This is a genomic window from Pantoea sp. NGS-ED-1003 (assembly GCF_000738765.1).
GTDB classification, from domain to species: Bacteria; Pseudomonadota; Gammaproteobacteria; order Enterobacterales; family Enterobacteriaceae; genus Pantoea; species Pantoea septica.
Genome location: NZ_JPQA01000005.1, coordinates 313,974 through 326,253, shown reverse-complemented (window position 1 = coordinate 326,253; position 12,280 = coordinate 313,974). Strand labels below are relative to the sequence as shown.

Genomic DNA, 12,280 nt, shown 5'->3' with positions numbered 1-12,280 from the left:
AAAAGAATGAAATGGTCTAATCGTGTTCAAATCATCACTGGACAAACCTGCGTGCATATCGCAATGCACGCGCTGGTGATCGCCGCGCTGATCTGGGGCTGGAAGCACAAAGCTCTGATCGAAGTGTGCAGCACGCTGGTAGCCGCCTATGCCGTGGTGTTTATCGCCATGCTGGTCCTGCAGCGTAGTGTTCGTTTGCGTCGCATCGGTGATTATCTTGAAGAAGCGACTACCACCTACTATTTTGGCGCGGCGATGATGACGCTGTTTATCGTCTCGCGCTACATCCATAACGCCCTGCTGATCGGCATGCTGGGCGTGGTGATGCTGGTAGGGCCGGCGCTGGTCTCGCTGCTGGCGAAAGAGCCGGCAGGGCGCATCCAGAAGAAGCGCAGCTAAGCTTCCGCGTTCGCTATCAGGGGCTGCCGCAAGGCGGCCCTTGTTGTTTCTGCCTTTCTCGCACCCCGCGACGAAAGCTGCTACACTGCCTGCCTTACGCATCGTAGTTTGTGCCCTTTTCACACGTTAGCCCTCGGCTGGCGTCACTTTCCCCCCTGAAAACTACACCGTGAATCGCGGTCAGGGCGGACCGGAGTAACACACTTAATGTCTTTTGACTCTCTCGGCCTGAGCGCCGATATTTTGCGTGCGGTCGCTGAACAGGGCTACCGTGAACCTACGCCTATCCAGCGCCAGGCGATCCCTGTGGTGCTCTCCGGGCGCGATCTGCTGGCCAGCGCGCAGACCGGTACCGGCAAAACCGCCGGCTTTACGCTGCCGCTGCTGCAAAAGCTTTCTACTCAGGCTGCCTCGGGACGCGGTCGTCGTCCGGTACGCGCCCTGATCCTGACCCCGACGCGCGAACTGGCCGCCCAGATCGGCGAAAACGTGCGCGACTACAGCAAATACCTGGAGCTGCGTTCACTGGTGGTGTTCGGCGGCGTCAGCATTAACCCGCAGATGATGAAACTGCGCGGCGGCGTCGATATTCTGGTCGCCACGCCGGGCCGTCTGCTCGATCTGGAACACCAGAACGCGGTCGATCTGTCGCAGATCGAAGTGCTGGTGCTGGACGAAGCGGATCGCATGCTCGACATGGGCTTTATCCACGACATCCGTCGCGTGCTGGCCAAGCTGCCGGCTAAGCGCCAGAACCTGCTTTTCTCCGCAACCTTCTCCGACGACATTAAAACGCTGGCGGAAAAATTGCTGCACAACCCAGAGCAGGTCGAAGTGGCGCGCCGCAACACCGCTTCCGAGCAGGTATCGCAGCTGGTGCATTTCGTCGACAAGAAGCGCAAGCGGGAACTGCTTTCGCAGCTGATCGGCGAAGGCAACTGGCAGCAGGTGCTGGTATTTACCCGCACCAAGCACGGCGCCAACCACCTGGCGGAACAGCTGAATAAAGATGGCATCACCGCCGCGGCGATCCACGGTAATAAAAGCCAGGGCGCCCGTACCCGCGCGCTGGCAGACTTTAAAACCGGCGCGATCCGCGTGCTGGTAGCGACCGATATCGCCGCGCGCGGTCTCGATATCGAAGAGCTGCCGCACGTGGTGAACTATGAACTGCCGAACGTGGCGGAAGATTATGTGCACCGCATCGGCCGTACCGGCCGCGCCGCCGCAACCGGCGCCGCGCTCTCTCTGGTCTGCGTGGATGAGCACAAGCTGCTGCGCGATATCGAGCGTCTGCTGAAGCGCGAGATCCCGCGTATGGCGGTGCCGGGCTACGAGCCGGATCCGAGCATCAAGGCGGAGCCGATTCAAAACGGTCGCGGCCAGCAACAGCAGCCGCGCGGCCGCGGTCGTGGCCAGGGCGGCGCGCCGTCATCTGCACGTCCGCAGGGCGACAAACGCGCGCCGCAGCCGCGCCGTCAGAGCCAGTCTGAGCAGGGCGCTAAGCCTGCGCGTCCGTCGCGTCGTCCGGCTGCGAAGAAAACCGGAACCGCGTAACGCCATGCGGGTGTTGCTTGCCCCGATGGAGGGCGTGCTGGATTCGCTGGTGCGCGAGCTGCTGAGCGAGGTCAACGACTACGACCTCTGCGTCACCGAGTTTTTGCGCGTGGTGGATCAGCTGCTGCCGGTAAAATCGTTTTACCGGCTCTGTCCCGAGCTGCGCAATAACAGCCGCACGCCTTCGGGCACGCGGGTGCGTTTGCAGCTGCTCGGCCAGCATCCTGAATGGCTGGCTGAGAACGCGGCGCGCGCGGCCGAGCTGGGTTCCTGGGGCGTCGATCTTAACTGCGGCTGCCCCTCGAAGCTGGTGAACGGCAGCGGCGGCGGTGCTACGCTGCTGAAAGATCCCGAACTGATCTATCGCGGCGCGAAAGCGATGCGCGAGGCGGTGCCGTCGCATCTGCCGGTCACGGTGAAAGTGCGTCTCGGCTGGGATTCCGGCGAGCGGCGCTTTGAAATCGCCGACGCGGTGCAGCAGGCGGGCGCCAGCGAACTGGTGGTGCACGGCCGCACCAAAGAGGATGGCTACCGCGCCGAGGCGATCAACTGGCAGGCGATTGGCGAGATCCGTCAGCGGCTGCGCATCCCGGTGGTGGCGAACGGCGAGATTTGGGACTGGCAGAGCGCGCAGGCGTGTCTGAGCGCCACCGGCTGCGATGCGGTGATGATCGGTCGCGGCGCGCTCAACGTGCCGAACCTCAGCCTGGTGGTGAAGTACAACGAGGCGCCGATGGCCTGGCCGGACGTGGTGGCGCTGCTGCAGAAATATACGCGGCTGGAGAAGCAGGGCGACACAGGCCTCTACCACGTCGCGCGTATCAAGCAGTGGCTCGGCTACCTGCGCAAAGCCTATCCGCAGGCCGACGGCCTGTTCACCGACATTCGCGCGCTAAGACACTCCGCCGCTATCGCCGAGGCGATCGACCGACAGGCCCTCTCGCTGGCCCTGTGACAAAAATTCAGGCGACCCGTTAGCAGGCTAAGCGTATAGTGAAAGCCATTTTTCACAACAAGCCAGCCTGCTATGTCTGATGTCGCGGTACTGACTAACGGTCAACTCAACAAACGCATTCTCTCGGTTCTGATCTTCACCTTCTTCTGCTATCTCTCCGTCGGGCTGCCGCTGGCGGTGCTGCCGGGCTTCGTGCATAACCAGCTCGGCTTCAGCTCGTTTGTGGCGGGTCTGATTATCAGCCTGCAATATTTCGCCACGCTGCTGAGCCGTCCGCAGTCAGGCCGGCTGGCGGATCGCCTGGGGCCGAAACGGGTGGTGATGCTCGGCACGCTGCTCTGCGGCATGAGCGGCGTGATGACCATTATCGCCGCGCTGTGCCGCGACTGGCCGCTGGTCAGCCTGCTGCTGCTGGCGGCTGGACGCCTGTTCCTCGGCGTCGGCGAGAGCTTCAGCAGCACCGGCTCCACGCTGTGGGGCATGAACATCGTCGGGCCGCTGCAGACGGCGCGCGTGATCTCCTGGAACGGCGTCGCCACCTATCTGGCGATGGCGATCGGCGCGCCGCTCGGCGTGATGCTGAACCAGGGGCTGGGCATCAGCGGCTTTGCCGGCCTGGTGGCGCTGATGGGCGTCGTGGGTTATCTGCTGGCGAGCCGCAAACCGGCGGTCGAGGTGAGTCAGGGGCAACGCATTCCGTTTCATCGCGTCTTTTCGCGCGTCTGGCTGTTCGGCCTGGCGCTCGGCTTCGGTACCATCGGCTTCGGCGTCATCTCCACCTTTATTACCCTCTACTTTGCCAGCCGCGACTGGAGCGGCGCCGCCTTCGCGCTGTCGCTGTTCAGCCTCGGCTTCGTGCTGTTTCGCCTGTTGTTCAGCCGCGCCATAACGCGCTTCGGCGGGCTGCGCGTCGCTATCGTCTCTCTGCTGCTGGAGTGCGCCGGGCTGCTGATTATCTGGCAGGCGGAGAGTAGCCTGCTGGTGGATCTCGGCGCGCTGCTCACCGGCTGCGGCTTTTCGCTGATTTTCCCGGCGCTGGGCGTGGAGGCGGTGAAACAGGTAGAGCGGCAGGATCAGGGCTCGGCGCTCGGCGTCTACTCGGCGTTTCTCGATCTGGGGCTCGGCCTGACCGGGCCGGTGGCAGGATTGCTGATTGGCTACTGGGGCATGCAGTCGGTCTATCTGGCGGCGGCGATGATGGTGCTGGGCGCCTTCGCCATTACGCTGCGCCTGATGCAGCGCTACAGCGGCGCGGCGTAGCGCCGCGCCGACGGCCACTAGAACTGCGAGAAAAGGGCGTAGAGTCCGGCGGCCAGCAAAACAGAAACCGGCAGCGTCAGGATCCACGCCATCGCTAGGTTGCGCAGCGTGGCGAGCTGCAGGCCGGAGCGGTTGGCCGCCATGCTGCCCGCCACGCCGGACGAGAGCACATGGGTGGTAGAGACCGGCAGGCCGAAGCTGTCCGCCGCGCCGATGGTCGCCATCGCCACCAGCTCCGCGCTGGCGCCCTGCGCATAGTTAAGGTGGGTTTTGCCGATGCGTTCGCCCACGGTCACCACGATGCGACGCCAGCCGACCATGGTGCCGAGGCCCAGCGCAATCGCCACCACCACTTTCACCCACATCGGAATAAAGCGCGTGGCGCTGTCCAGCTCATGCTTAATCGCCGTCAGATTGCGCTGCGTCTCTTCCGGCATCGCCACTTTATTGGTCTGGATATGCTTGATCGATTCCGAGGTCAGGTACATCTGGTTACGGGTGTTCGACACCGCCTGCGCCGGGATATTCTCCATGGAGCCGTAGCGGCGGATCTGCTCGCTGATGTCGCCCAGCGTCAGCGCCAGCGCGGGCAGCACGTTGGGGTTCATCTGATTAGTGCGCACATAGTCGGTCAGCACGTCGCGCGCGACCGGCGGACGGGCGCTGGCGGGCTGTAGCTGCAGCAGCTGGTTTTCCGTCACCTGCGCCAGCGCCGCCACGCGCGGGATCTGATCCGGCGGCAGCGAACGGTTCAGCGCATAGGCGATCGGCATGGTGCCCACCAGAATCAGCATAATCAGCCCCATGCCTTTCTGCCCGTCGTTAGAGCCGTGCGCAAAGGAGACGCCGGTGCAGGTCAGGATCAGCAGGCCGCGGATCCAGGCCGGTGGCGGCTCGTTGCTTTTCGGCGCTTCATAGAGGTCGCGGTTGCGAATAAAGGCCTTCATCGCCAGCAGCAGCAGCGCGGCGCAGATAAAACCTACCAGCGGCGAGAGGATCAGCGAATAGCCGATTTTAATCGCCTGATCCCAGTCCACGCCGCTCATGCCGCTGCGACCGTGCAGCAGCGCATTGGCGACGCCGACGCCGATAATCGAACCGATCAGCGTATGGGAAGAGGAGGAGGGCAGGCCGAGATACCAGGTGCCCAGATTCCAGATAATGGCGGAGAAGAGCAGCGCATAGACCATGGCGAAGCCGCCGCCGCTGCCCGCCTGCAAAATCAGCTCGACCGGCAGCAGCGAGATAATGCCGAACGCCACCACGCCGCTGGAGAGCAGCACGCCGAGAAAGTTGCACAGTCCTGACCAGACCACCGCCACGCCGGGCGTCAGCGAGTGGGTGTAGATCACCGTCGCCACCGCGTTGGCGGTATCGTGAAAGCCGTTAACGAACTCAAACCCCAGCGCGATCACTAGCGCCAGGCCCAGCAGAAAGAAGGGGACGTAGCTGGTGACCGGCGTGTCGGTCTCCTGTACGTCGCTGAACAAGTTGAACCCGGCAAAAGAGAGCCCGGCGATCAGCAGGATAAGAAACAGCGGTTTTGAAAAACGGTTGCGCTTGCCAGTAAGGTTGGGACGCCCGGCAACCGATGGGGATGACGATAAGCTGTTTTCGCTCATAAACACCTCGGTGGATAGTGACGGGCGCGCCCTGTCCGCACCCATTACTGGCAGGGATACGCGCTTTATATGACAGAACAATGATGTTGCGCGGCCGCTGTCATTATTCTGTCATCACTCTGCATCAGGCTGTGGATCTGGTCCGCTCTGATATTTAGTCCATCCATGGTTTCTGAGCTATTGCTGGCGCCTAATAAATCCGATTTCGACGACGAGGTCGCCGGTTTAATTCACGGCTATCTGATGTCGCCCGACGCGCCGCCGCGTCGCCTGAACGCGCGCGAAGCGGTGCAGGCCGGAGAGAGTCCGCGCCGCGACGGCGAGTTTCTCTGGCTGCATATCAATCTTAATCACGCCCGCGCCCAGCACTGGGTTCAGCGCCATTTTCAGGTTGATGAAGATTTCTTCGAGGAGATCCATTCCGCCTCGTCGCGCACCCGGCTGGCGGAGCAGGGCGAGGCGCTGATGGCGATCCTTAACGACGTCACCTTTAGCCAGGAAGAGCACAGCGCGCAGAACGCCACCCTCTGGATCTGGTGCCGTCGCCAGCTGCTGGTCAGCGCGCGCTATCGCCAGGTCGATATGATCGAACGCATGCACCAGCGCCTGCAGTCGTGCGCCTTTCGCAACGCTGAAGAGATGCTGCTCAGCCTGCTGGGCGAGCAGGAGCGGCAGCTGGAGCAGGTGGTGCGGCGCACCAGCCTGGCGGTGGACGCGATCGAGGAGCGGCTGCTCAGCCCGGCGATCAAGGCGAACCGCAGCGAACTGGGGCAGCTGCGCCGCATGCTGCTGCGTATTCAGCGTTTGCTGGCGCCGGAGCCGGCCGCGCTGTTTCGCCTGCTGAATCGTCCGCCCGCCTGGCTGAACCGCGATACGCTGCGCGAGCTGCGCGCCTTTACCGAGGAGTTCAGCGTAGTGCTTAACGACCTCGCCAGCCTGATGGAGCGCATCCGGCTGCTGCAGGAGGAGATCGCCGCGCGCCTGATGGAGCAGAGCAACCGCACGCTGTTTCTGTTAACCGTGATTACCGTACTGGCGCTGCCGATCAATATCGTCGCCGGCTTCTTCGGCATGAACGTCGGCGGCATCCCGCTGGCGGGCAATGCGCACGGCTTTTTGATTCTGGTGCTGGTGGTGCTGGCGTTTACCATCGTGGCGGGCTGGCTGGCGCTGAGAAGGCCGCGGAAGTGAAGGAAAGGCTATCGGGGCAGTGTGGTTGTGCGCGCTTCCGTGATGGGGGACAAGCAGAGGAAGCGTTGGTTGTTCGCTATAAGCGAAGAGCGGACGTTAGCACCGCTCTTAAAATGAATAAGCTCAGGACGTTGTGATGCAATTTAGAGCAGATTAGAAGAGACTGCCCAAGCAGTAAAATCGACAGACTTTATATACCCTTTGCAATTAAGACGTCACTTACGTTTTTGTAAGTCTGCCAGAGCATATTTTCCTCTTTCTGCTACTGAGGCTGATATATCGGATGCCAGCATTTTTGCCAGGCTGAAAGCTTCATCACCGATATTATCTAACTCTTTAATAAGCATTTCGCCAGCTATACGCCGAACCATTGGAGAGCGATCGATTGCCGCCGCCCTCAGATTTTCAAGGAAAGGGGTTGTTATCGATATTGTTCGTTCTTTTAAAGCAGGAATGCGCCGTCTTATGCCGTATGCTTTGTCGATCCACTGCCATTCTGTCCCCTCAGCCCAGACAAATTTTCCTTCAAACTGACAGCGATATGCTCTTGCTCGCAAAGAGGGTTGAACCGATGATTCTGCAATCTCAGCCACAAAATTGTCTAAGGCTGACGTTCGGCCTGTCTGCATAAATATAGTAGCAGCAGGTCCTGAAGTAGATAATATAAGTCGTTTTTTTAGACAGCGAGTTACTTTGTCCATTAAAATAATTTCCATCAGCGTCTCTTTTTCTTTTTCTCCCATTCTCCCCCATGAATCCCAGTAGGGCAGTGTTATAAACAAAACATCAACAATAATTTCTGGATCAGAATCCTTAGCTATCAAAAGTAGGGCATCACGTGCTGCTTCTCTTACCTGAGGAACCCAGTCATTTAGTTTTCTGACGATCAAAGCGAATAAAAAACTATTAGGTGCGTCACCTGCTAATATCCTTAACGCTCTCTCCCTTCTGAAACCATTAGCGTTACATATATCAAGCCATCTGAGAGAGCCAACCAAACGGTCTTCGACCCTTGTACGTAACGGATTAAACCGCTGAAGAGACAAGGAAATCGTCTGTTGAATGAGGCGCTCCCATTCATCAAGGCTTTTTAAAGGCACTTTTGAAGTGGCAGCAATAAACGGTGATATATCTGGCCTTATTCTCTGATAGAAAATATTAAAGGTCAGTGATTTCTTTACAGACTCTATAACTTCCTGTTTAAGGTCATCCTGCAATGGCATAAGCCTGTATCTCCTGAGAAAAGTTACCGTGACTTGCATACTTCTATAAATATGCGTTAATCAAAAGTCAATGTGCGTTTGCCTGTGACTCCCTGGCGGCAGACAGATTCTCACCGAGCCAGAGGCTGAGAACTCTGGAAGGCAATTGTCTGCAGGATAAAAAATATTGCATTCTGTACCGCTGTAGAGTTGTGGGCGCTATGGAGCTAAGAGAGCGCCGCTTTTGCCACAAAGCCGGTTTACGCGGACAAGAAGCAGGCCAGGTGCAAAGGTTTTTTCCCGCACATCTCCCCTTTGCCTGTCGGAAACGCGCCAGGAATCAGTGATTCAAACTACCCAGCCGCCTGGCTTTCAAGCGCCGCCCGGATAGCCGCTTCCATTTTCTCCGGCGTAGCGATCGGCGCAAAGCGCTTGAGCGGCTTGCCGTCGCGTCCAATCAGGAACTTGGTAAAATTCCATTTGATGCGCCCACCCAGCACGCCGGGCAGCTCGCTTTTCAGATAACGAAAAATGGGGTGCGCTAAAGCGCCGTTGACCGCCACTTTCTCGAACATCGGGAAGCTCACGCCATAGTTGATATGGCAGGTCTGCGCGATCTCCTCCGCGCCGCCTGGTTCTTGCTTTCCGAACTGGTTGCAGGGAAAACCCAGCACCACCAGCCCCTGCGCAGCGTATTTTTTGTAAAGCGACTCCAGGCCGGCGTATTGCGGCGTAAAACCACAGTGGCTGGCGGTGTTGACCACAAGCACCAGCTTGCCGGCGTAGTTGGCCATAGGGATAAGTTCGCCTCGCAGGCTGGTGGCGACAAGTTGATGAAAAGCGGTCATGACAGCATCCTCAGAATAAAAAAGCCCGCAGAAGCGGGCTTTTAAAACAGCGATTTACCAACAACCCTTACGAGGGATTATTAGCCGGAGCCGGAGCAACAGGCTGCGCCTGCGGTGCGGCATTCGGGTCGACAACGTTCGCGCCCTGCGGCGTAACCGGCGTCATCGGCTGTTCTTGCGGCTGCGCGCCCGGCGCTTCCGGTACTTCGGTCGGCGCGGTCTGCACGCTGTCGGCAACGCCGTTCACTTTGGTCGGCATGCCGGTGCGGTTCTGAATCGCCGCGTTGACCTGATCCTGGCTGACGCTGGCGTCGGTGATCACTTTGGTCACCGCAGAGGTCAGGGTGATCGGCACTACTTCGCGCGAGTTGAACTGCTCTTCGGTAGTAGAGAGCGGATTATGCACCTCTACGTAGCGCGAACCATCCGGCTCTACCGTCGCTTTAACCGGCTGGTCGATGAACTGCACGCGCGTGCCGACCGGCACGTTATCGTACAGCCATTTGATGTCGTCGGCGCGCAGACGCACGCAGCCGTGGCTGACGCGCAGACCGATACCGAAGTTGGCGTTAGTGCCGTGGATGGCATACAGACGACCAATATAGAGCGCGTAAAGGCCCATCGGGTTGTCCGGACCGGCCGGGAACACTGCTGGCATGCTCTCGCCGCGGGCCGCGTACTCTGCATGCATCGCTTTGGTCGGCGTCCAGGTCGGACCCGCTTTCTTGCGCTGTACGGTCGTCGTCCAGTTGACCGGCGTATCTTTGCCTAACTCGCCGATACCGATCGGCAGAACCACAACGGTTTTGGTGCCTTTCGGATAGTAGTAGAGGCGCATCTCCGCGCTGTTGATCACGATGCCTTCGCGCGGGGCGTCAGGCAGAATCAGCTGCTGCGGAATAATCATTTTTTTGCCCGCCTGCGGCAGGTAGACGTCCATGCCCGGGTTGGCTTCCAGCATATTGCTGAGGCCCATCTGGTACTGCGCCGCAAAGGCTTCCAGCGGCAGTTTGTTGTCCTGAGGGACGGTAATCTCAATATTTTGCCCAACCAGACGGCTGTTGGCGGCTGGTAAGGGGTAAACCACAGCGAAGGCGGACTGACTGAATGCAGCCAGCGCCAGAGCCATTGAAGCGAACGCGCGAATCATTTTCATATTTTACAAGTCGTTATGGCCTGTTAGCAGGCTTGTCAGTTTATCGAACCCGTACCGGTCAGCGTGGCCGGCTGCACATTATATGGGCATTGTTTCGATGTTGTGAATCAGGATTTTAGCAGCCATCGCAGACTTTAGGTATCCAGCTGTGTTATCGGGCCTCCTTGCCGCGATAACGAAGCCGGTCAGGGCTGCCATAAGGTCACTTCGCCGCTCAGTTTACGGTTGAGAAAAAAGGCGGCGCTGATCAGGGCCAAATGGGTCAGCGCCTGCGGCATATTGCCCAGCGCGCGGCCGTGATTGTCAAACTCCTCGGCATACAAACCCAGCGGATTGGCGTAGCTCAGTAGCTTTTCAAATTCGAAATGCGCCTCGTGGATGCGGCCGGCGCGCGCCAGACACTCCACGTACCAGAAGGAGCAGGCGCCGAAAGAGCCTTCCGAACCGGTCAGACCGTCGGCAGGCGTCTCGTCGATATTGTAGCGGCGCACCATGCCGTCGCTCACCAGCTCGCGCTTGATGGCGTCGAGCGTCGACAGCCACTCGGGATCGGTCGCGCCGACGAAGCGCACCAGCGGCATCAGCAGCATCGAAGCGTCGAGATGGTCGCCGTGGCGCGTCGAGACAAAATGGCCGCGCTCGGCATTCCAGAAGTTTTGCCAGATATCGGCGCGGATCTCGCTGCGCGCGCTGTCCCAGCGGGTGTAGGGCATCGGCAGCGACCGCTTCATGCCGAGGCGCAGCGCGCGGTCCAGCGCCACCCAGCACATCAGGCGTGAATGAAGAAAATGCTCCGGCTCGCCGCGCATCTCCCAGATACCGGCGTCGGGCTGGTTCCAGCTTTCGCACACCATATCGATCATCTGCGCCACGTGCTGCCAGCCGCGTTCCGAGATTGCCTCACCATACTTGTTCGCCAGATAGACTGCGTCCATCAGCTCGCCGTAAATATCGAGCTGCGTCTGCTGCCAGGCGTCGTTGCCGATGCGCACCGGCCGCGAGTCGGCGTAGCCGGAGAGGTTAAGCAGCTCGATCTCATGCAGCTCGATGCCGCTGTCGAGGCGATACATCACCTGCAGACGCATCTCGTCATGGTGGCTGTTCTCGACGCAGCGGCCGACCCAGCGGGTAAAGTGTTTCGCTTCGTCGACGTAGCCCAGGCGCATTAGCGCATACATGCTGAACGAGGCGTCGCGGATCCAGGAGGCGCGATAGTCCCAGTTGCGCACGCCGCCCAACTCTTCCGGCAGGCCGAAAGTGGCGGCGGCGGCGATAGAGCCGTGCTGGCTGGAGGTCAGCAGCTTCAGCGCCAGCGCCGAGCGCTGCACCATCTCCTGCCAGCGCCCGCTGTAGTTGCTTTTTTTACTCCAGCGCCGCCAGTAGTCGAGGGTCTCTTCAAAGCAGACTTCCGTGGCGACGTCGCCGATGCGCGCGTCCTCCTGGTTGCCGAATTCGAACTCGACGTGCTCGCCCGACTGGAGTTCAAAACGCGCCGTCGCGGCGTCCGCTTCGCAGGTCAGCGGCACGGTGGCGGCGAGCCGCAGCGTCGGCTGGTTCTCGGCGTAAAAGTCGATGCAGTCGCCAGCGGCCTGCGCGCGGGTTTCGGCGCGGGCGTAGTCGTGACGCGGCGCGCAGCGCATGTTAAACCAGGCGCTGCCGCGCACCATTTTGATCCGGCGCACCAGGCGCGGCTGTTTTTTCGCGTCGTCGCAGATCGGCATATAGTCGGTGATCTCTGCGACGCCTTCTGCGCCCAGCCAGCGCGTCTGCAGAATATTGGTATCCGGCAGGTAGAGCTGCTGGCGCCGTACGTTTTCCCACTCCGGCGCCAGCGAAAAAAGCCCGGCGTCGTCGCTGTCGAGCAGCGCGGCGAACACCGAGGGGCTGTCGAGCGCCGGCCAGCAGAGATAGTCAATGGTGCCGTCGTTGGCCACCAGCGCGCAGGTGCGCAGATCGCCAATGATGCCGTGATCTTCGATCGGGCGTTTTATCGTGCTCATCCTCATCTCCATAGCGGGCAATCTGTTAACTATAGACAAAGCGGCAGAAGCGGCTGCGGCTGGACATTACCCGATTGCTTCTATACTTCA

At 60.1% G+C, this 12,280-nt stretch carries 10 protein-coding genes; 5 read left to right on the top strand and 5 right to left on the bottom strand.

What is annotated here, in order from left to right:
- Positions 1-6 precede the first annotated feature (6 nt).
- From JS46_RS12415 to JS46_RS12400, 4 genes are all read left to right on the top strand, one after another.
- Positions 7-399, top strand: a complete 393-nt coding sequence (locus JS46_RS12415; protein WP_033751562.1) for a YbhQ family protein — start codon at positions 7-9, stop codon at positions 397-399.
- Between the two features lie 207 nt (positions 400-606).
- Positions 607-1,956: an ATP-dependent RNA helicase RhlE gene (gene rhlE, locus JS46_RS12410; protein ID WP_033751560.1), complete on the top strand. Its 1,350-nt coding sequence runs from the start codon at positions 607-609 to the stop codon at positions 1,954-1,956.
- Positions 1,957-1,960: 4 nt separating this feature from the next.
- A complete protein-coding gene (dusC, locus tag JS46_RS12405) occupies positions 1,961-2,911 on the top strand; it encodes a tRNA dihydrouridine(16) synthase DusC (protein WP_033751558.1) in 951 nt (316 codons plus the stop codon).
- 72 nt (positions 2,912-2,983) lie between these two features.
- Positions 2,984-4,171 (top strand): MFS transporter, encoded by a 1,188-nt coding sequence (locus JS46_RS12400; RefSeq protein ID WP_033751556.1) that lies wholly within the window; start codon positions 2,984-2,986, stop codon positions 4,169-4,171.
- Between the two features lie 17 nt (positions 4,172-4,188).
- On the opposite strand, the gene JS46_RS12395 is transcribed toward JS46_RS12400, so the two are convergent.
- Complete coding sequence (locus tag JS46_RS12395) at positions 4,189-5,793, bottom strand: inorganic phosphate transporter (RefSeq protein WP_033751553.1); 1,605 nt, start codon at positions 5,791-5,793, stop codon at positions 4,189-4,191.
- 165 nt (positions 5,794-5,958) lie between these two features.
- Between JS46_RS12395 and JS46_RS12390 the strand changes: the two genes are divergently transcribed.
- Entirely contained in the window at positions 5,959-6,984 is a 1,026-nt protein-coding gene (locus JS46_RS12390) for a transporter (RefSeq protein WP_033751550.1), read from the top strand.
- Positions 6,985-7,199: 215 nt separating this feature from the next.
- Here the strand turns inward: JS46_RS12390 and JS46_RS12385 are convergent, their stop codons facing one another.
- The 4 genes from JS46_RS12385 to JS46_RS12370 form a co-directional block, all read right to left on the bottom strand.
- Positions 7,200-8,207 (bottom strand): hypothetical protein, encoded by a 1,008-nt coding sequence (locus JS46_RS12385; RefSeq protein WP_033751547.1) that lies wholly within the window; start codon positions 8,205-8,207, stop codon positions 7,200-7,202.
- Positions 8,208-8,539: 332 nt separating this feature from the next.
- Positions 8,540-9,034, bottom strand: a complete 495-nt coding sequence (locus JS46_RS12380; protein WP_033751545.1) for a glutathione peroxidase — start codon at positions 9,032-9,034, stop codon at positions 8,540-8,542.
- A 67-nt stretch (positions 9,035-9,101) separates the two neighbouring features.
- Positions 9,102-10,190 carry a L,D-transpeptidase family protein gene (locus JS46_RS12375; protein ID WP_033751542.1) on the bottom strand — a complete coding sequence of 363 codons (1,089 nt, stop codon included), beginning with the start codon at positions 10,188-10,190 and terminating at the stop codon, positions 9,102-9,104.
- A gap of 185 nt (positions 10,191-10,375) precedes the next feature.
- Positions 10,376-12,190, bottom strand: coding sequence for a glycoside hydrolase family 15 protein (locus tag JS46_RS12370; protein WP_033751539.1), 1,815 nt, complete (start codon positions 12,188-12,190; stop codon positions 10,376-10,378).
- Positions 12,191-12,280: the final 90 nt, after the last annotated feature.

What these genes read in the sequence shown, in the direction of transcription:
- JS46_RS12390 (WP_033751550.1), top strand. Translation starts at nt 5,959, where the DNA reads ATGGTTTCTGAGCTATTGCTGGCGCCTAATAAATCCGATTTCGACGAC.
- JS46_RS12385 (WP_033751547.1), bottom strand. Translation starts at nt 8,207, where the DNA reads ATGCCATTGCAGGATGACCTTAAACAGGAAGTTATAGAGTCTGTAAAG.
- JS46_RS12375 (WP_033751542.1), bottom strand. Translation starts at nt 10,190, where the DNA reads ATGAAAATGATTCGCGCGTTCGCTTCAATGGCTCTGGCGCTGGCTGCA.
- JS46_RS12380 (WP_033751545.1), bottom strand. Translation starts at nt 9,034, where the DNA reads ATGACCGCTTTTCATCAACTTGTCGCCACCAGCCTGCGAGGCGAACTT.
- JS46_RS12415 (WP_033751562.1), top strand. Translation starts at nt 7, where the DNA reads ATGAAATGGTCTAATCGTGTTCAAATCATCACTGGACAAACCTGCGTG.
- JS46_RS12370 (WP_033751539.1), bottom strand. Translation starts at nt 12,190, where the DNA reads ATGAGCACGATAAAACGCCCGATCGAAGATCACGGCATCATTGGCGAT.
- JS46_RS12395 (WP_033751553.1), bottom strand. Translation starts at nt 5,793, where the DNA reads ATGAGCGAAAACAGCTTATCGTCATCCCCATCGGTTGCCGGGCGTCCC.
- rhlE (WP_033751560.1), top strand. Translation starts at nt 607, where the DNA reads ATGTCTTTTGACTCTCTCGGCCTGAGCGCCGATATTTTGCGTGCGGTC.
- JS46_RS12400 (WP_033751556.1), top strand. Translation starts at nt 2,984, where the DNA reads ATGTCTGATGTCGCGGTACTGACTAACGGTCAACTCAACAAACGCATT.
- dusC (WP_033751558.1), top strand. Translation starts at nt 1,961, where the DNA reads ATGCGGGTGTTGCTTGCCCCGATGGAGGGCGTGCTGGATTCGCTGGTG.